An 18,781-nucleotide genomic window follows, 5' to 3' on the forward strand; every position below is an offset into this window, starting at 1 on the left:
AAGCTCTTCACTCTTTAGTGTCTTGTACATATCGAACGCCTGGGCCGGTTTCTCGTTATCATGCACCACGGCGCAGACCGCCTGGATCATGGCGCTGGGCGATTCGGCCTGAAAGATGTTGCGCCCCATATCGACTCCACTGGCGCCCTGATCAATCGCTTTATAGGCCATAGTCAGGGCATCAAGCTCGGGCAGCTTCTTGCCGCCAGCAATGACGATCGGCACCGGGCAACCAGCCGTGACACGCTCGAACCCTTCCTCGACGAAATAAGTTTTCACATAATGCGCGCCGAGCTCGGCGGCAATGCGTGACGCGAGGCCGAAATAGCGCGCATCCCGTACCATATCCTTGCCGACACCTGTCACAGCGAGGGTTGGCATGCCGTAGCGGTTGCCGCTATCGATTAGCTTGACGAGATTGCCGATCGATTGATGCTCATATTCGGCACCGACATAGATTTGCGCGGCCATCGCGGCGGCGTCCAGGCGGATCGCATCTTCGATATCGACCGCCACAAGCTCGTTGGATAGTTCGCTGAGGATGGAATTTCCGCCACTGCAGCGCAGCACCACCGGTTTGCCGCAGTCCGCCGGGACACTGCTGCGCAGGATGCCGCGGGTGCACATCAGCACATCTGCGTAGCGCGCTAGCGGGACGATATTGAGATCGATCCGCTCGAGACCGGTAGTCGGTCCTTGAAAATAGCCATGGTCGAAGGCCAGCATCACTGTGCGCCCGCTGCGCGGATTGAAAATTCGGGTCAGACGGCTCTTCATCCCCCAGTCCAAACCTTCGGAGCCTTTGAGAAAGAAAGGCTCGTTCTTGGCAGGTATATCGATACCCCAATCCTTGCCGTCTTTGATGTCGTCGAGATCAGCCATTGCCGTTCCTCAAGCTACTTTGTATGGGCGTCATGTTTTTCGCGCGCTTCCTGCGCACTATTTCTAGCGCGTGCCGCCAGATGGCGGTAGGTTTGAATCACCTTGCCATAATATCCTATTCTGGGGGCGGAGGTCGCAACAGTGCCACACCGAAACGTCCCGCAATTTTTTCGTTCAATATTCGCGCCGTTTCTTTGTGCATTGCTGCTGGTGGTGCTGACGGGGCCGCACCGGGCAGCTGCCGAAGGTTGCGCCGAATCGCCAGCGGGAGTGCAGGCCAGCACGCTCTATTCCGAAGGCGAGAGCGAAGCCGCTCTGCCCTATGCGCACGAGGCCCTGCACCATGCGGTGCAACAGTGCGGCGCCCAGAATATCGCCATCGTCATCTTGCTGTCGGATCTTGGCGCCATTAATCAGGATTTGGGGCGTTATGCCGATGCCGAGAAACAGCTCAAGCGCGTGATCGCCATCAAACAGGCCGCGCTCTCCCCCGAAGAGGAGAACAAGCCGGGCGCGGGACTTCCCGATATGATCATCGACTTCGACAATTTGGCCTTCGTCTACGGCGCGCAGGGCAAATTCGCCGAGGCCGGAAAACTGTTCGAACGCGTACTCGCCATCGCCGAACATGCCGTCGGCGAGAATCATATTATCGTCGCGCAAGCGCTCAGGAACTTAGCCGAGAATTATCGGGCCGAAGGCCGCCATGATGAGGCCATTCCACTGCTGGCGCGCGCCGCACGAATTGAGGCCGAGGCAGCGGACGATATTCCGGCGAATTGGGCGGATGAGCTTGGCCTGACCTCGACGAAAGTTGACAGCGAGGCGGAATAAAAAATTCCAAAGCCTGCTCGAGAAACATTTCGACGGATCATGTTTTACGACCCATAAGCACGCCAATGGCCTGAGGGATGTTGCACAGAGGGCTTCGCGCTAACGGAGCATCGCAGCGATATTGCCGCCATCGACCGTGGTGACGTTGCCGGTTGTTTTCGGCGCCAACGCGAGGTGCAGAAAAGCGCGCGCGACATCTTCCGCCGTCACTTCGCGGCCGAGCAGATTACCCGCCATATATTCGCCTTCTGAAACGCCGCGTGCTGCGGCGCGCTCGGCGATCATTTCTTCGCTCAACAATCCGCTGCGGATACGGTCGGCATTAACAGCATTGGCCCGGATCCCATCTCGTCCGTGATCAAGCGCATATTGCCGCATCAGAAATAGAGTGGCGGCCTTGGGTAAACCGTAAGGGCCAAAATCGGCGCCCGGGTTTATCGCCTGTTTCGAGATATTAAATAGCAGGCAACCGCCGCTTGCCTGCATCTGCATGATTCGTACGGCATGTTGCGCCAAACGCTGATGGGCGAAAAAATTAAGTTCAAAACTTTGCCGCAAAACGTCCTCAGGCACTTCGCCGATGCGCCCTTGCCAGGCGGCGCCGGCATTCGAGATCAAGATATCGACGCCACCGAACGTCGCGCACACCCGCCTGAAAGCTGTGCGGACGGAACCTTCATCGGTTACGTCGCAGGCCAGGCCAAGCCCGGCGGCGGCGAATTCGCGGGCGATTTCTTCAGCTTTGCCGCCGTCTAAATCCAGAACCGCAAGCGCCGCACCGGCGACCGCGAATTCGCGTGCCGTGGCGGCACCGATGGCGCCCGCGCCGCCGCTGATGACCACCACTTGCCCGGCCAGTGGCGCTTTTGTGCGGCGCAACTTGGCCTGCTCCAAAGACCAACTTTCGATGGCGAAAATATCCGCCTCCGCCGCTGGCTGGTAGCGGCCGATCGCCTCGGCGCCCGTCACCGCATCCATCGTAGCTTCGGCAATATCAGCAATGATTTCCGCTTCCACCATGCTGCGGCCGATGCCGAACAGGCCGAGCCCTGGGACCAAAGCCACACGCGGCCGCGCATCGGCCAAGGCCGTTAGATCCTGGCCGGGGCGCGCATGGCGTGCGAGATAGGCGCGATACGCCGCCATATATTCCGTCACCGCCGTGGCAACCGAATGCCGAAAACTGTCCGAAATTTCCGTGCCGCGCACCGCGTCGACCCGCGGCAGAACAAGCGGTTTGTTCTTCGTGTGAATGACGTGGTCGGGCGTGGCCACTCCCGCGGCAGCGTAGCGCGTCATCTCGGCGCCATCGAGATAATGCAGAATTTCCCGACTGGCGCGGAACGAAAGCACCTGGCGGTCCGGACAATCCGGATCTCCCGCCGCTTGCGTTGCACCGGCCAGAACACCGCGCAATACCGGCGCCACGTCCGCCAAGGTCGAGAGATTCCCTTCCCGGGGTTTCGCCGGCGGCAGCCCACGCCGGCTCTCGGCGATGTGCGCCTCTGCCAGCGCTACCAACGCCAACATATTGTCGTAAGCAGCGTGCGCGTCGTCGCCAAAGCTGACGAGACCGTGATGCATCAGCACTAGCCCGCGACTATCGGGCGCCGCCTCAAACGCTTCGGCGGCGCGTTGCGCGAGCTCAAGGCCCGACATGGTATAGGGGACCACCGCCGCGTGCCCAGCAAAGAGTGTTGCCGAGAGCGCCGCGCCGCCCGGCTGATTGGTCACGCTCAAGACAGCATTGGCATGGCAATGGGCAATAAATTTATGCGGAAGAAAGGCATGCATCAGGGTTTCGACGGAAGGGTCGCCAGCGCCGCCATCGAGCAGGCAGGCGCGTTGAGCGCCTCGCATATCCGCCTCGGCGAGACGGTCCAGATCGCGCAGGCGACGCAATTGGCCGAGATCGAGCGCCGGCAGATCGTCCGACTCCAGAACCGCCATATCGGCGCCGCTCGCCTTGACGCAGAGCACATCGCTCTCGCCACCCGCCGCATCGCGTCCGCGCGTCTTGACCGAGCTGTTGCCCCCGCCATGCAAAACCAGCCGCTTATCGCACCCCAACAGACGGGTCATGTAGAGACAATCCGCAACATCGCGCGCGACGCCCTCTGCGGCATAGCCCGCCGCCAGGGCTTCGGCGTCTTTTTCGTTCCACATATTTTGCATGGCTTCCCGAGTCGCGCGGCAGCGCCGATTCAGCGCCGCTCCGGATAAAGTTCTAACAGGCCCTGGCGGGACGCCGCACAGCGGCCACGTTCAGTAATAAGGCCACTGACCAAGCGCGCCGGCGTGACATCGAAGGCGTAATTTGCCGCCGGACTCGCGCTCGGCGCAATTCTTACGCTGTGCTCCACACCGGCTGCATCTCGCCCGGATATTTCCAGTACTTCACGTTCGTCGCGTTGCTCGATGGGGATGTCGCGGAGGCCATCACCGATGTTCCAATCAATGGTGCTGAACGGCAACGCCACATAAAATGGCACGCCGCAATCATATGCCGCCAGCGCCTTCAGATAGGTGCCAATTTTATTACAGACATCACCCTCGGCCGTCGTGCGATCGCTTCCCGTGATACAGAGATCGACCATGCCATGCTGCATCAAATGGCCACCCGCATTGTCGACAATTAAGGTATGCGCCACGCCGTGGCTGGCCAATTCCCAGGCCGTGAGCGATGCGCCCTGATTGCGTGGCCGCGTTTCATCGACCCACACATGGAGATCCACGCCACGCTCAAGCGCCACGTAAATCGGCGCCAATGCCGTGCCCCAATCGACAGTCGCGAGCCAGCCGGCATTGCAATGGGTCAGGATATTGACCGGCCCACCGCCATGCCGCGCGCGCGCCGCCTCTTCGATCAACACCGCGCCATGCTCGCCGATGGCGCGGCACATTTCGACATCCTCATCGCAAATTTCATCGGCCCTTTGATAGGCCGCGGCGGCGCGCGTGTTCGGCTGCAATGGGGTGAGCAATTCCGACATCTCGGTGAGCGCCCAGCGTAAATTGACCGCCGTCGGCCGGGTGGAGAGAAGCAGATCATGTGCCTGCGCAATGCTGCCATTGCTGGCGTCGCACCGCATCGCAAGCGCCATGCCGTAAGCTGCCGTGGCGCCGATCAAAGGTGCGCCGCGCACCTGCATATCGCGGATTGCCGCCGCCGCCGCCTCGACCGTCTCCAGGCGGCAACTCTCGAAGACGTGCGGCAGTTTTGTCTGATCGATGATCTCCACCGACCAGCCGTCCGCGGCAAGCCAGATTGTACGGTAATCGCGCCCGTCAACTCTCATAGAGGGACCATGAGCCCGCCCGTCGGGCGATTCAAGCGAAAGGCGGCCCGGCGCGTTGGCTTCGAATAAAGGCCTGGTAATCTAAGCGGCGCAATTCTTCGCATCGTCGACGATAACCAGGCCCGTCGGCGCCGCACCGGCCCCGAGTTCGAGGTTCTCAATGGCCAGCGGAGGCGGCGCGCGTAGCAGGCAACAGGCTGTCTGCTGCTATGGCCATCCGGGCTCCCCTATTCGCGGCCCGCCGCACTCATGAATTTTTCTTCTTTTGCCCGCACCAATGCACTCACCGTTTCGTTGACCGGCGCCTTCACGCCGACACGCGCCGCCGCCGCCGGAATGGCGCCGTTGATGGCGTCAATTTCGCTTCTCCGGCCGGCCATATGATCGAGTAGCATAGACGGTCGGGCATGCGGAATCTTGGCACCGAAATCCCGCACGTAGCTGATCGGATCGTCGATATCGAGGCGGATGTTGCTGGCGCGCGCGACAAAATAGGCTTCAAGCGCGCAATTGCTGGCGACCGACCAGGCATCGCTGCTGGCGAGGATTTCGCCCACCGTCCAACCGGTGAGCGCAGAGCTGGCGGAAAAAGCACAATTGCAAATGAGCTTCTCCCAAACGAGCTGGTCTATATCGTCGAAACATTTCACCGTGAAGCCGGCGCCGCGCCACAGCTCTGCCAAGCTCTCCACGCGGTCCGACACGGGGCGGTTCATCTCGCCGAGACGCACCAGCTCCATGCCATTGTGATGCGCCTTGCCTGGCGCTGTTATGGACGCGCCAAAGCCGCCGACCACGCCGAGCACCACGCGCTCGGTGCCAAGCGCGCTAGCAACCTTGGCGGCACTGCCGAGCCCGTTCTGAATGGTGAGCACGGTGGTATCCGGCCCCAGCATGGCGCGCGCTGCTTCCGCAGCAGCCGCCACATCCATCGCCTTAGTAGCGATGATGATCAAGTCGCAGAGCCCGACAGTCGATGCGTCAGTGGTGGCGTTGAGGTGCACCGTCCGCGTGCCGCTCGCACCCTTAAGCGTCAAGCCATCCTGTGCCATTGCCGCGACATGTTCGGCCCAACTATCAACCGCCCAAACCTCATTCCCAGCATCGCCGAGGAGCGCCGCATACACGCTCCCCATTGCCCCGGTACCAACAATTCCGATTTTCATAGCGACTTGTCCTTGGCAATTTTTGCGGCGGCGTGGGCACGTTGATGACCCGCTCCGGCCGGCGGATTTGTTGTTCCAGTTTGCCGATCTGCGCGACGCCAAGTCTAGCCTGAAAAGCGTCCTAGGCGCCCAACAACCAACGCAAGAGACCTCACGGCCAAAGAGTTTCCGATGCGATCCGCGCGCCTTCAACAAGCGCGCCCAGCTTAGCATAAGCTATGTCGGGGTCGACTTTGCCGAACCCGGCAAAGGTGGCAAAGCCGCAATCGCTGCCGGCCAACACGCGGTCGCGCCCAACGATATCGGCGAATTTGCAAATGCGTTCGGCCACGCCTTCTGGGTGGTCGATAAAATTTGTCACCGAATCGATCACGCCTGGCATCAGCACTTTGTCTTCGGGAATCTTGGCATCCCGCCATTTGCGCCACTCATGTGCATGGCGCGGGTTTGAGGCCTCAAACGAAATTGCCTGTGGCTTTGCCCGGGTCACAACATGGAGGATTTTCTCCACCGGTATATCGCAATGATGCGGCCCTTCATAATTGCCCCAGCAAAGATGCATACGCGACATAGTGGCCGGCACATTTTCCAGCGCCGCATTCAACACCTCAACATGGCGCTCGGCATGGATGATAAATTCTTCGTCGCTCAAATCGCCATATTGCGTATGGCGTGCCATGGCGAGGTCCGGACAATCGAGCTGAAGAACAAATCCGGCGGCGTGGATCGCCTCATATTCCTCCTTCATCACGGCGGCAAGCGCCTCCAGATAATCTCCTTCCGAAGAGTAAAATTCGTTCGGCAGGAAGGCGCAGATAACGCCCGGCGAAGCCGCATTCATGAATCCTTGAGTTGCGCCAGAGCCATCCAGAGCATTCTGCAAATTCGCGATATCCTTTTTCAGCGAATCCGTTTCCTTTATACGAATTTCACCGCTGCACACGGGTCGCATAATCTTGGGCGCTTGGCCCATTTCCCCCGACTTCTTCAAATATGCCGGAAAATCGGCCAAATCCGCCGGTGGCCGGCGGGCGCTGTCGCCCGAAAAACCTTCGCATCGGTCTTTGATATAGGTGGCATAGCCGATCTTGCTCATTTCGCCGTCGCTGACGATATCGATCCCGGTCTCGACCTGTTTGGCGACTACTTCGCGGACGGCTTCGCGCACGCGCTTTTCGAATGTGGCTTCGTCCTGCGCTTCACCGAACTCTTTCTTGAGCAACATATCGCTAAGGTCGAGGGCGCGCGGCAGGCTGCCTACATGGGTGGTCAGGATTCTCTCAGTGCTCAATTTCATGGTCATTCCTCAAACGGCGGGGATCATGTAGTTGTCAGAGGCATCACTCTCAGTTCATCATATTGAGGGGGGCCACCGCAACATTTTGCCCACAGCGCCGCGCGGGAGAGATAATCGTGGATCTAGAACTGGCAGGAAAATGCGCGCTAGTAAGCGGCGGCTCACGCGGCATTGGGCGCGCCATTGCACTCAAGCTTGCCGGCGAAGGTTGCCATGTGGCGATCTGTGCGCGCGGCGAGAAAACATTGCATGAGACGATTAGCGCGCTCAAAGCCTGCGGCGGCAAGGCGAGCGGCGGCAGAGTCGACGCGCGCGATGGCGAGGCGATTAAAAGATGGGTCAATGACAGCGCGGAGCAATTGGGCGGCGTGGATATCATCGTGCCCAATGTCAGCGCTCTAGTAGATTCGCAAGGGCCGGACGAAGAATCTTGGCGCTTGGGTTTCGAAATCGATATTCTCGCGACCGTCCGCATGGTCGAGGCGGCGATGCCGTATCTCGAATCATCAGACGCCGCCGCCATCGTCGCCATATCCAGTGCGGCGGCGGTCGAAAGCTTTGGCGGCGTGCGGCCCTATAACTCGGTCAAGGCGGCGCTGATTAATTACATCTCAAACTTGAGTAACGCGTTGGCCCATAAGGGCATCCGCGCCAACACCGTCTCCCCGGGAACCATCTATTTCGAGGGCGGTGTGTGGCAGGATCGCGAGCGCGACGTTCCTGAAATATTCAAGATGGCGCTCGGCCGCAACCCGATGGGCCGCATGGGCACGCCCGACGAGGTCGCAAATGCCGTGGCGTTTCTCGCCAGTCCGTCGGCGAGCTTCATCACCGGCGCCAATCTCATGGTCGATGGCGGCATTACCCAGCGGGTGCAATACTGATTGCCTCGGCGCCAGGGTGCAACCAAATTACCCGGTTCGAGTTATCGAGCAGAAACCAGGTGCCTTGAGCTATGACTAGCTATGTCTGACGTGACGTCACCCCTTTCTCCCGGACGGCGTAGCGTAAAGCGAATCGTTGTGTTTAGCCTTATCTTCTTGGCACTCATCATGGCGGCCGCTCTACTCGGCTGGCAGTGGTGGTCTGTTGGGAGATTTCGCGAATCCACAGACAACGCCTATATCCGCAGTGAAATCACGCCGATCAGCGCCAGAATCTCGGGTTACGTCTCTGCGGTTCTCGTTACCGACAATCAACGCGTTGAGAAGGGCGCGACGTTGCTCGTTATCCAGCCGGCAGAATATGAGGCGCGTATTGAGCAAGCGCGTGCGGACCTCGCCACGAGCCATACAGAGCTGGAAATCTTAGCTAGTCAACGAGCACTTCAAGCCTCGATAATTGCCCAAGCCGAGGCTGAGCAGAGCTTTGCCACGGCGGAGCTTGCGCGCGCCGAGCAGGCGTTAAAACGCATTGAAAGTCTGATAGAGCGAGGCGTTACCACACGGGACCGTCACGAAAGCGCTGTCGCCGATGCGCTTAAAGCCGACGCTGCGGTGCAAATGGCGGGCGCAGATCTTGCCACGGCGCACAACGAGTACCCGATCATGGACGCGCGACGACACCAGCTCGAAGCGACGATTAAGGAACGAGAGGCCGACCTCACCCTGGCCGAGATCGATTTCAGATATACCGAAATTCAGGCGCCGGTAGGCGGGGTAATTGGAAATCGTAGCGTTCGCGAAGGGCAATACATCAGGCCGGGGGCGCAGCTCATGGCCCTCGTACCTTTGGATAACGTGTGGGTCGTCGCCAATTTCAAAGAGACTCAGCTCACCAAAATGAAACTGGGTCAGCGTGTCGAAATCGATATCGATTCCTATCCCGACCACGTCTTGATTGGCACGGTCGAGAGCTTTTCGCCGGCAAGCGGCGCTGAGTTCAGCCTGTTGCCGCCACAAAACGCGTCGGGTAATTTTAACAAAATCGTCCAGCGGATTCCCGTCAAAATCACCCTGGAACCAGACAACCCCCTCGCCGGGCGGCTCCGCCCCGGTATGTCGGTTGTCGCCACTGTCATAACCGGCACGCTGCTTAAGAGCGGGGCATACGTCAGCAGCGACGAATGACTGACTCCGCGCCGGCGTCCATTACCTATCTTCAACTAAGCCGCCGCGACTGGATTGGCTTCTACGCCATGCTGGTTGGCTTGTTCATGGCGATCCTCGATATCCAGGTTGTCGCCAGTTCTCTCGGTGAGATTGGTGCCGGCCTGTCGACGACAATTGAGGAGACCGCCTGGATCCAGGCGTCCTATCTGACCGCCGAGGTCATCATCATTCCGTTGACCGGCTGGCTCGCGCGCGCCCTTTCGACGCGGACCCTGTTCGCTCTGTCGAGCAGCTTATTCACACTAGCGAGCTTGCTGTGCGGATCCGCCTGGGACCTCAACAGCATGATCGTATTCCGGGTGCTTCAGGGTCTCGCCGGTGGCGCCATGATTCCACTCGTTTTCTCTACGATTTATATGATTTTTCCACCCGAGCGGCGCACCGGATTGATCGTCATCGTCGCGCTTGTCGCCAATGTTGCGCCGACCACTGGTCCGACACTCGGGGGTTGGCTCACGCAGCTGTTATCCTGGCAGTGGCTGTTTTACATCAACTTGTTACCCGGCGCCGTCGTGACTTTTATCATTTGGAAGACGGTCGATATTGACCGTCCGAATTACGCGCTGCTCAAACAAATCGATATTCTGGGCGTGATCCTGATCGCGCTGTTCCTCGGGCCGTTGGTTTATCTGCTGGAGGAGGGACCGCGCGAGGATTGGTTTAGCTCGCCGAAAATGATCATTGTCGCGGTCACGTCGGTCGTTTCGGGCATCTTATTGGTGTGGCGTGAGCTCAGTGCGGCGCATCCGGTGGTCGACATCCGGGCGTTTCGTGATCGAAATTTTCTCATCGGCTGCACTCTGAGCTTCGCGCTCGGCATAGCCCTCTACGGATCGATCTATCTGTTGCCAGTCGTCCTTTCAACGGTGCGGGGCTTCAATAGCCTTCAAATTGGCATCATCATGATCGTGATCGGCGTCTTTCAATTCATTTCAGGGCCTATCGCTGGCCAAATGGATAAGCGCATGGACGAGCGCGTTATGCTGGCATTTGGCCTGTGCCTGTATACGGCGGGTTTCTGGCTATTTTCACAAGGCACGGCGGAGACGGGTTTCGCGCAACTCTTCTTGCCGCAAGTATTTCACGGCATGGCAATTGTCATCTGTTTCCTGCCGATCACTGCGATCGCGCTCGGCACCCTATCTTCTACCGAAATTCAGAACGCAAGCGGGCTCTACAATCTGATGCGAAACCTTGGTGGAGCGATCGGCTTGGCCGGGATAAATACCATTATCGGTCAGCGTAACGATCTGCACCGCGAACGCCTGGCGGAGACCATCACGATGGCGCGAATCCCTGTGAGCGAAGCTATGGCATCTGCCGGCGAGGGAGATCATGAAGCCCTTATTAACCTTCAGGCGCTTGTCGCCATCGTCGACCGCGAAGCACGGGTGATGACCTTTAACGACGTGTGGTTGGTGATGGCTGCAGCCATCGCTTTCGGATTGCTACTTATTCCCTTCGTGCGCAAGGTTGGCCAATAATTCGCGACGTCTGCGCCACCACATCTGTACGGCTATTTCCAAAGCGCTAGCGCTCGCAAGAATGTGTGTTGTGCCGCCGCTGGTTTGCCGGAACTCTTGAATCGATCAGACTAAAGCGCTGCGAACGGAATTTGTCATGTCGTTAGCCGTCAAAATGTTTGCCATCCTCCCGCTTCTCTTTTTTGCCGGCCTTGCGAGCGCCGCGGAAGCGTTCGACCTGGTCGCAATTCCGGCTGGCACGGCGGTACTTGGCGACCTTGAAGGCGACGACAATGAGATCGTGCGATCCGTCCACATCCCAACCTTCCGGCTGATGCGGAGAGAAATCACCAATCGGCAATTTGCCAGATTTGCCGACGCCAGCGAATATCGAACTACGGTCGAAAAAACTGGCAAGGGCAATGTGTGGTGGCTGCGGTGGCGGTTGATAGACGGGGCGGATTGGCGCCACCCGGCCGGCCCTAAGAGCAATCTCGAGGGTTTGTTGGATCACCCTGTCGTTCAGGTCTCGGCGCTAGATGCTGAAGCTTTTTGCCGATTTTATAGCATGCGCTTGCCCAGCGAAGACGAATGGGAATATGCCGCACGCGGCTCACAAGGCTATCGATATGCGTGGGGAAACACGCTCACCCGAGACTCGCTAGCGACGCATGTGAACGCCGGAAGTTATGACTGTTGCGCGCCTTCAGCAGCGGACGGGTTTTCGCGCACTGCTCCTGTCGGCTCTTTCCCGCTCGGCCGCTCTCCCTTCGGCCTCGATGATATGGCCGGCAACGTATGGGAATGGACATCGAGCCGGTTTCCCGGCGCCGTGGGAAAACGCGTGATTCGTGGTGGCGGCTGGGGAAACAATCCCTATTGCTTGAGGGCCGCCTACCGACACGGCAATCCACCGCATATTGGCCTCGACATGGTTGGCTTCAGATGCGCGGCGCCCTAAGCGCCAGCCACTAAATACGACGGCTTCAATCGACCGGATAAGGCCCTTCAGCAAAATCCTCGCTGTGATAGCCTTTGCTGCCTACCGTCCGGGCCAGTTCGCTTCCCATCGCTTCCCCACGACCCAGTTGATCAATTACCCGGGCAAAATCATATTTCGGCCGCCATCCCAGCTGATCACGCGCTTTCTGGTTTACATAAACCCTGTCGATGGTGGCAAACATGCGCCAGCCAAGGCGTTGATAGAGCGCCTCAAACTGTGGCGCCCTCTGGCAGACGACGGCGGCGGCATCCGTTCGAAGACCCACGAGGTCTCGCCTCTCAAACGGAGATGTCGCGCTGATGATGTAACGGCGAAAGCCAATCTCCGGCGCCCGCTCAACGGCGCATAGATGTGCGCTCACCGCGTCTTCGAGATCGATCCGGCGGAATAGAAACTCATTGGCTTTGGCATTGTCGCTAGCGAACATTTCTCTGATTTCCTCGCCATCGTCTTCCTCGGGAAAGAACCGCGAGGTTCGGAGAACAATGCATGGAAGGCCCTGTTTTCGGTGAAACAGCTGACAGAGATCCTCGGCTGCAGTTTTGGTCACGCCATAAATATTCTTTGGGACGGGTTGCACGTCCTCGGTAATCCAGGCGGCGGGCGCCCCCTCGGGCGGAACGAGTGCCGCGCCAAACGCACTGGTCGTGCTGGTGAAGACGAAGCGCCGGATGCCTGCATGCGCCGCTTCTTCCAACAGATTTAGCGTGCCCGTGATATTGGTGTCGATGAAGGCTTGCCGGGCATGGCTCGCGACATGGGGCTTGTGCAGAGTGGCGGTATGAATCACGGCGTCGGTTGTGGCGATACAATGCCTGACGAATTCTCGGTCAATGATCGAGCCGACCTTGTGGGTAAACTCTGAGTCCAATATGTCTATGCCGATGGCTTCGTCACCGGTGCTCTGGATAGTACGAACCAGCGCCTCACCCAAGTGACCAGCGCTGCCAGTGACCAAGATTCTCATGGATAAACGCTTTCGCTAGCTGGCCCTTATTACCGGCCGATCACGAAACTTATTTGAGCAGCCCCGCTGCGTAGTCGGCGGCTTTTTGATCGATTGAGCTGAGCAAGCCTTCGAAACCATCGCGCTTCAGTACTGCAGCATACTCCGAACGCCGCATGCCCAACTCGCTATACACACCGAGAAAATAGATATCGAGGATACGCCATCCCGCGTCGCTAAGATGCAGCAAATATTTGAGAGCGATCGCCTCACCGTCAGGTTTAATCAGTTCGGTGTTGACGAAGACCGCACCTTGCGGCGCGGGTTGCTCGGACAGCAGCTGAAAGCGTTCACCCGAATAGCCGTTAAAACGCGCCGCATAGGTCGCGAGGCTCAGGCGTTCTAGCGCCTCGATTAGCTGCTCCTGTTGGATTTCGCTGAATTCGTTCCAATTTGGACCGGTAGCCATGGCGGCGATAATTTTCAGATCAAAGGATTGGGCGACCACTGGCACCATATGCTCGCGCCGGCCGTCGAAGCCGAGCGCGTCGGCGTCCTTCATCATTGTCAGGAGCGAAGCGTGCAATGCATCGACCACGGCGCTAGCGGGACTTTCATCGGCCTGGGATGCGCTGCCGGCCACGAGCCACAGTGCGGTAAATATTACGACGAACAAACGGCAATGCATGGCACAGATTTACACCCAAAGAATGCCTTCGGCAACGCCGGGCGAGCGCCGAGAGTAAAAGGATCGAGACCAAACCGTCACGCCAAAAGAGCTGCCTGGGGATTGACATGAAATTCAAACGCGTGTGGGGTCGTTGCCGAAGCCGACGGGCGTTTGAGTCCGATTAAATGGAGAGCCAAGGAATGTTATCCGTACCCAAGCAAGAATTAAATGGCCAGTTCGCCATGTTGCCAATGGACGATGTCCATTTCGGCTCTGGCAGTGTGGGCAAGCTCGGAGCGGCGTTAGAGCAGTACAGCGTCGAACGTGCCGTCATCATTACCGGGAAGAGTCTGGCGCAAAATACTGATCTGGTGGCGCGTGTGGAAAGCGCCGCAGGCGGGCGCACAGCCGGCGTGTTCTTTGAGACCATCGCGCATGTGCCACGTGAGAGCGTCATCGCGGCAGCGGATTTTGCGCGCTCTAAGCAGGCCGATGCGATCATCAGCTTCGGCGGTGGCACGCCGAACGATACCGCCAAGGCCGTCGCCATTTGCCTCGCCGAAGGCATTGCAGAACCAGATGGCCTTGATGCGGTGCGCATCAAGTTCGAGTATCCCGACAAAATAGATATTCCCGCCCTCTCGACCGATCCGCTGCCGATGTTTGCTGTACCCACCACCCTTTCGGCTGGCGAGTTCACCTTTTTCGTCGGCATCACCGATCGCGCGCGACAGGTGAAAGACATCTATCTCGACAAGCGCCTCACCGCCAAAAGCGTATTTCTCGACCCTGATTTGACGCTGGCGACGCCAGAGCGCCTGTGGCTCGGCACGGGTACACGTGCCATCGATCATTGTATCGAGGCCATGTGCTCATCGACGCATCAGCCCTTCACCGACGCCCTCGCCTACCGCGCGTTAAGCATGCTGGTGCGCTATTTGCGCGAAACCAAAGCCGATCCCACGGACATTGCCGCGCGGGGGCAATGCATGGTGGCGGCTTGGCTGTCGGTGTGCGGCCTGGGTAGCGTGACGCTCGGCCTCAGCCACGGCATCGGCCATCAATTGGGTGCGCGCTGCGATGTGCCGCACGGCGAGACCTCGGCCGTGATGATGCATAATGTGATGGCCTTCAACTTCAAAGAGACGCTGGCGCAACAGGCCTGGGTCGCCGAGGCGATGGGCGTCGATATCAACGGTATGAGCGAAGAGGAAGCCGCGGCAGCTGCCGCTAGCGAAGTGCTCAAACTGGTGCGCGACGATTTGGGCCTGCCGTGGCGTCTGCGCGATGTCGGCGTGGGCGAGGATGATTTTGACGGCATCGCCAGCGATGCGTTACAGGATTTAGTCGTCGCCACCAACCCACGCAAGATCGATTCCAAGGACCAACTCATCGAGCTTCTCAGAACCGCATGGTGAGCGCAACGAACCACATGTTGATGATATTTTCCCGCACGCGCGCGCGATCATCGCGCGCGTCACCTGCACTGTCTCGGAGGCGGAGCATAGAATGATTCTGCACGACAACCCGGTCCGGCTTGTCGATTTTATGATCTAAGAAGGTGACGCAATGGATATTTGGCTGAAATCGGCTAGGGACTACATTCCACAATGGCTTGATTATCAAATGCGGCTTTCGGAACAACCTGGCTGCGTCATCGCCGTCGCCCACAAGGGGCGCATCATTTTGGAGGAGGCGTTCGGTGTCGCCGATATTTCAACCGGCAAGACGCTCACGCCACGCCACCGATTTCGCGTTGCCTCGCATTCCAAAACATTCACATCGGCTGCGATATTTAAACTGCGCGAAGCCGGCCTCCTGCGCCTCGATGACCCAGCTGGCCGGTATGTCGACGGGCTGCACCCGGCGGTAGCGGAGGCGACTATCAGCCAATTGCTATCGCACAGCGCCGGCCTAATTCGCGACGGCGTGGACGCCGGACAATGGCAGGACCGGAGGCCGTTCCTCGGCGAAAAGGAGCTGCGCGCGGCGCTGCGCGAACCGCCTGTGATCGAACCCAGCACCCGGCTCAAATACTCTAATCATGGATTCGGGCTTATCGGTTTGGTAATCGAAGCTGCAACCGGTGAGTCGTATAGCGATTGGGTTGGGCGTGAAATTGTCGGCGCCAGCAAGCTGCACGAGACCGCACCCGACGGACCCGCGCCCCGCGGTGCTCTGGTGGCGCGCGGACATAGCCGCAAGCTGCCGCTCGGCCGTCGGCGCATCGTGCCGGGGGACAACCCAACTCACGCCCTGGCCCCGGCCACCGGATTCTTGTCAACCGCGGGCGACCTCGCGCGGTTTTTCGCCAGCCTCGATCCCGAAGCGACGCACAGCATTCTATCGCGCGCCAGCCGCCGCGACATGATTCGCCGCCAGTGGCGCGATGTGGACGCTAGCGCGAACGGCTCTTACGGTCTCGGTATCATGCTCGGCAAAGCCGGAGATTGGGAATGGTTTGGCCATGCCGGCGGATTTCAGAGCTGTCTCAGCCGCACCATCGTCTTGCCGGGCCATGATCTCGCCGTGTCGATCTTAACCAATGCGGTGGACGGTCCTGCCTGGGCCTGGTCCGACGCGATGATCCATATCCTCCAAGCTTTCGCGAAGCGCGGCGCTGCCACGGCCAAGACACGCGACTGGGCGGGCCGGTGGTGGAGCTTGTGGCGTACCCTCGACTTCGTGCCGATGCGGGATCATGTCCTGGTTGGCGACCCGGGTTTCGCGGTGCCGTTCCTCGATGCCAGCGAGATCGCCGTCACCAAGCGTGACCAAGGAACGATCCGTCATGCCACCGGGCTGGCGAATTTTGGCGAACAAGCCCGCTTGGTGCGCGACCGCAAGGGTGATGTTCGCGAAGTCTGGTTCGGCGGGACGAAATATCTCCGAGAAAATAAATTTGCCGCCGAATTAAAGCGAAAATACGGCGACTAATCCGCCGCCCTCGCAGCTATTGCAGTTTATCGAAAACTTTCGCCAAATTATCCACTGTGCGGTCGGGCAGTGTCAAGGGAAACCGTCTTGAGCTGGTGAGGCGCGTTTTGTAACGTCCTTCAATGAGAAATCCATTCCGATATTTCAAGACGTCCCCTGAAATCATCCGCTTGGCCGTGATGATGTATGTCCGGTATCCGCTTTCGCTGCGGCAGGTCGAAGATTTGCTACACGAACGCGGTATCGATATCAGCCATGAAACTGTTCGCGCCTGGTGGAACCGGTTCGGTCCGAGGTTTGCGTCCGAGATCCGCAAGCGGCGCATTTATGATCGATCATTTTCATGCTGGCGATGGCATCTCGACGAGGTTTTCGTGCGTATCAATGGCGAACTGCGTTACCTCTGGCGGGCGGTCGATCACGAAGGCGAAGTGCTGGAGTCATTTGTCACAAGGCTGCATTGCGGTTTATGCGCAAAGCGATGAAACGATACGGTCGACCGGAAGTGGTCGTGACGGACCGCCTTCGGTCCTACCGGGCAGCGATGAAAATCATCGGAAACGCCGAGCGCCAGGAGACCGGTCGCTGGCTGAACAATAGGGCCGAAAATTCACACCAGCCGTTCCGGCGACGAGAGCGCGCGATGGCTAAATTCAGGAGCGCTAAATCTCTACAGAAATTCGCCTCAATCCATGCATCGGTCCACAACCATTTTAGCCAGGAACGCCACCTTCGCAGCCGCCAAAACTTCAAACTTAACCGCTCGCTCGCGCTTGCCGAATGGCGTCAACTCGATGCTTGAAACTACAGGCGGCTCGAATTTTCTGGCACGCCCACGTTCCTCTGACAGTACCCCGCTGACCCTTATCGCAGTTTGCGACCGAGGACTTTTCGCAACGGAACAGCCACTAGGGTTTTGAAAAGCAAAACTGACCAAGATCAATCTTCCCGGCCCGGAAGCCGGCCGCCGAATAACCCAAATAATATTCCCAGGTGCGTTTGAAACGATCATCAAAGCCATGAGCTACGATTTGAGGCCATTGTTTCTGAAATGTATCCGCCCAAGCATCGAGCGTGCGCGCGTAATCACCGCCAAAATAAAATTCATCGCCAATTTCCAGCCCCGCGGCGAGCGCATTCTCCTCAATTTTTCCAGGGCTTAGCAGCATGCCGCCGGGGAAAATATGCCGTTGGATGAAATCGACTCCATTGCGATAGGAGTCGAAGCCAGCATCTGGAACTGTGATGACCTGCACCATTGCACGACCGCCAGATTTCAATCGATTCGCGAGAACGCCAAAGTAGGTTGGCCAATAAGCCTCCCCAACCGCTTCGAGCATTTCAATTGAAACAATCCGGTCGAACTGGCCATCTACGTCACGGTAGTCCCGCAACTGAACATCCGTCCGATCCGTCAAGCCAGCCGTCTCAAGGCGCTCGGCAGCGTATTTTTTTTGCTCCGGTGAAACGGTGATGGCCGTGACATGGGCGCCAGTTTCGCTGGCACATTTTTCTGCAAAGCCGCCCCAGCCACACCCAATTTCCAATACCCGATGATGGGTTTCAATTCCCAACTCGGTGATAATTCTCTGGTACTTGTTATTCTGCGCTTCAAGGAGGGTCTCTGCCCCGCCCTCGCGGAACAACGCTGCGGAATAGGTCATTGATGGGTCAAGCCAACGAGAGAAAAATGCATTGCCCAAATCGTAGTGCCGGGTGATGTTTTTGCGGCTTCCCCGGCGGCTGTTGCGGCGATACCCGTGAGTTGCCATATGAGCAAGCCGGACGGCCCAGTTGCCTTTCAGGGTTTGATTTAGGCAGATTTCATTTACCGTCCCGAAATCAAAGAGTTGCCTTAGCGACGGGGTGCTCCATTCAGCCGCCATATAGCCCTCCGCGAGCCCGATATACCCAGCCGTCAGCAACCGGCGCAAAGCGTTCAGAGAACGGAGATAAAGTATCGCTTCCGGACCCGCGACACCGCTGTCGCACTGAATCTGCCTGCCGCTGGAAAGCACAAAGGTGACACGGCCGCCTTGCAGCGTTGCAGTTAGCTGGCGCAAGACCTTTTCTACCGTCCTATCGCTCAGCAAGAGCGGCCCGGCAACGCGAGGAAGAGCAGATTTTTGGGAACGTTGGCGAAGCGCTGTAGACATGGAAATGAAAACCTACT

Annotated in this window: 15 protein-coding genes and 1 pseudogene; 8 read left to right on the forward strand and 8 right to left on the reverse strand. The window is 58.6% G+C overall.

Annotated elements, in window-relative coordinates; genetic code table 11:
- The coding region (gene lsrF / locus O3A94_14345; protein MDA1357432.1) for a 3-hydroxy-5-phosphonooxypentane-2,4-dione thiolase at window positions 1-882 on the reverse strand (882 nt) is incomplete at its 3' end.
- Window positions 883-1,023: 141 nt separating this feature from the next.
- Here lsrF and O3A94_14350 point away from each other — a divergent pair.
- Window positions 1,024-1,716, forward strand: a complete 693-nt coding sequence (locus O3A94_14350; GenBank protein ID MDA1357433.1) for a tetratricopeptide repeat protein — start codon at window positions 1,024-1,026, stop codon at window positions 1,714-1,716.
- 99 nt (window positions 1,717-1,815) lie between these two features.
- On the opposite strand, the gene O3A94_14355 is transcribed toward O3A94_14350, so the two are convergent.
- From O3A94_14355 to O3A94_14370, 4 genes are all read right to left on the reverse strand, one after another.
- Window positions 1,816-3,891 carry a bifunctional aldolase/short-chain dehydrogenase gene (locus O3A94_14355; protein ID MDA1357434.1) on the reverse strand — a complete coding sequence of 692 codons (2,076 nt, stop codon included), beginning with the start codon at window positions 3,889-3,891 and terminating at the stop codon, window positions 1,816-1,818.
- Window positions 3,892-3,920: 29 nt separating this feature from the next.
- Window positions 3,921-5,015 carry an S-methyl-5-thioribose-1-phosphate isomerase gene (gene mtnA / locus O3A94_14360; GenBank protein MDA1357435.1) on the reverse strand — a complete coding sequence of 365 codons (1,095 nt, stop codon included), beginning with the start codon at window positions 5,013-5,015 and terminating at the stop codon, window positions 3,921-3,923.
- A 227-nt stretch (window positions 5,016-5,242) separates the two neighbouring features.
- Window positions 5,243-6,181, reverse strand: coding sequence for a 2-dehydropantoate 2-reductase (locus O3A94_14365; protein MDA1357436.1), 939 nt, complete (start codon window positions 6,179-6,181; stop codon window positions 5,243-5,245).
- A 151-nt stretch (window positions 6,182-6,332) separates the two neighbouring features.
- Window positions 6,333-7,478 (reverse strand): cobalamin-independent methionine synthase II family protein, encoded by a 1,146-nt coding sequence (locus O3A94_14370; GenBank protein MDA1357437.1) that lies wholly within the window; start codon window positions 7,476-7,478, stop codon window positions 6,333-6,335.
- 116 nt (window positions 7,479-7,594) lie between these two features.
- Between O3A94_14370 and O3A94_14375 the strand changes: the two genes are divergently transcribed.
- From O3A94_14375 to O3A94_14390, 4 genes are all read left to right on the forward strand, one after another.
- Window positions 7,595-8,362 carry an SDR family oxidoreductase gene (locus O3A94_14375; protein MDA1357438.1) on the forward strand — a complete coding sequence of 256 codons (768 nt, stop codon included), beginning with the start codon at window positions 7,595-7,597 and terminating at the stop codon, window positions 8,360-8,362.
- A 168-nt stretch (window positions 8,363-8,530) separates the two neighbouring features.
- Window positions 8,531-9,547, forward strand: a complete 1,017-nt coding sequence (locus O3A94_14380; protein MDA1357439.1) for an HlyD family secretion protein — start codon at window positions 8,531-8,533, stop codon at window positions 9,545-9,547.
- A complete protein-coding gene (locus O3A94_14385) occupies window positions 9,544-11,073 on the forward strand; it encodes a DHA2 family efflux MFS transporter permease subunit (protein MDA1357440.1) in 1,530 nt (509 codons plus the stop codon). The genes O3A94_14380 and O3A94_14385 overlap by 4 nt, the downstream gene beginning before the upstream one ends.
- A 136-nt stretch (window positions 11,074-11,209) precedes the next feature.
- Complete coding sequence (locus tag O3A94_14390; GenBank protein MDA1357441.1) at window positions 11,210-12,013, forward strand: formylglycine-generating enzyme family protein; 804 nt, start codon at window positions 11,210-11,212, stop codon at window positions 12,011-12,013.
- Between the two features lie 25 nt (window positions 12,014-12,038).
- Here the strand turns inward: O3A94_14390 and O3A94_14395 are convergent, their stop codons facing one another.
- Both O3A94_14395 and O3A94_14400 read right to left on the reverse strand, forming a co-directional pair.
- Window positions 12,039-13,022 carry an NAD(P)-dependent oxidoreductase gene (locus O3A94_14395; protein ID MDA1357442.1) on the reverse strand — a complete coding sequence of 328 codons (984 nt, stop codon included), beginning with the start codon at window positions 13,020-13,022 and terminating at the stop codon, window positions 12,039-12,041.
- Between the two features lie 49 nt (window positions 13,023-13,071).
- Window positions 13,072-13,689 (reverse strand): ABC transporter substrate-binding protein, encoded by a 618-nt coding sequence (locus tag O3A94_14400; GenBank protein MDA1357443.1) that lies wholly within the window; start codon window positions 13,687-13,689, stop codon window positions 13,072-13,074.
- Between the two features lie 182 nt (window positions 13,690-13,871).
- Between O3A94_14400 and O3A94_14405 the strand changes: the two genes are divergently transcribed.
- The 3 genes and pseudogenes from O3A94_14405 (at window position 13,872) to O3A94_14415 (ending at window position 17,410) form a co-directional block, all read left to right on the forward strand.
- Window positions 13,872-15,089 carry an iron-containing alcohol dehydrogenase gene (locus O3A94_14405; GenBank protein ID MDA1357444.1) on the forward strand — a complete coding sequence of 406 codons (1,218 nt, stop codon included), beginning with the start codon at window positions 13,872-13,874 and terminating at the stop codon, window positions 15,087-15,089.
- Window positions 15,090-15,240: 151 nt separating this feature from the next.
- The gene (locus O3A94_14410) at window positions 15,241-16,608 is read left to right on the forward strand and encodes a serine hydrolase (GenBank protein MDA1357445.1); all 1,368 of its coding nucleotides are present in this window, start codon (window positions 15,241-15,243) and stop codon (window positions 16,606-16,608) included.
- 122 nt (window positions 16,609-16,730) lie between these two features.
- Window positions 16,731-17,410: pseudogene (locus tag O3A94_14415) on the forward strand (IS6 family transposase).
- A gap of 106 nt (window positions 17,411-17,516) precedes the next feature.
- Here O3A94_14415 and O3A94_14420 read toward each other — a convergent pair.
- Window positions 17,517-18,764 carry a cyclopropane-fatty-acyl-phospholipid synthase gene (locus tag O3A94_14420; protein ID MDA1357446.1) on the reverse strand — a complete coding sequence of 416 codons (1,248 nt, stop codon included), beginning with the start codon at window positions 18,762-18,764 and terminating at the stop codon, window positions 17,517-17,519.
- Window positions 18,765-18,781: the final 17 nt, after the last annotated feature.

The sequence above is a fragment of the Pseudomonadota bacterium genome, from assembly GCA_027624955.1.
Taxonomy (GTDB): Bacteria; Pseudomonadota; Alphaproteobacteria; order UBA828; family UBA828; genus PTKB01.

Excerpts from the sequence above, each read along its gene's own strand:
- O3A94_14355 (MDA1357434.1), bottom strand. The coding sequence starts at position 3,891 with ATGCAAAATATGTGGAACGAAAAAGACGCCGAAGCCCTGGCGGCGGGC.
- mtnA (MDA1357435.1), bottom strand. The coding sequence starts at position 5,015 with ATGAGAGTTGACGGGCGCGATTACCGTACAATCTGGCTTGCCGCGGAC.
- O3A94_14365 (MDA1357436.1), bottom strand. The coding sequence starts at position 6,181 with ATGAAAATCGGAATTGTTGGTACCGGGGCAATGGGGAGCGTGTATGCG.
- O3A94_14370 (MDA1357437.1), bottom strand. The coding sequence starts at position 7,478 with ATGAAATTGAGCACTGAGAGAATCCTGACCACCCATGTAGGCAGCCTG.
- O3A94_14380 (MDA1357439.1), top strand. The coding sequence starts at position 8,531 with ATGGCGGCCGCTCTACTCGGCTGGCAGTGGTGGTCTGTTGGGAGATTT.
- O3A94_14385 (MDA1357440.1), top strand. The coding sequence starts at position 9,544 with ATGACTGACTCCGCGCCGGCGTCCATTACCTATCTTCAACTAAGCCGC.
- O3A94_14390 (MDA1357441.1), top strand. The coding sequence starts at position 11,210 with ATGTCGTTAGCCGTCAAAATGTTTGCCATCCTCCCGCTTCTCTTTTTT.
- O3A94_14395 (MDA1357442.1), bottom strand. The coding sequence starts at position 13,022 with ATGAGAATCTTGGTCACTGGCAGCGCTGGTCACTTGGGTGAGGCGCTG.
- O3A94_14400 (MDA1357443.1), bottom strand. The coding sequence starts at position 13,689 with ATGCATTGCCGTTTGTTCGTCGTAATATTTACCGCACTGTGGCTCGTG.
- O3A94_14405 (MDA1357444.1), top strand. The coding sequence starts at position 13,872 with ATGTTATCCGTACCCAAGCAAGAATTAAATGGCCAGTTCGCCATGTTG.
- O3A94_14410 (MDA1357445.1), top strand. The coding sequence starts at position 15,241 with ATGGATATTTGGCTGAAATCGGCTAGGGACTACATTCCACAATGGCTT.
- O3A94_14420 (MDA1357446.1), bottom strand. The coding sequence starts at position 18,764 with ATGTCTACAGCGCTTCGCCAACGTTCCCAAAAATCTGCTCTTCCTCGC.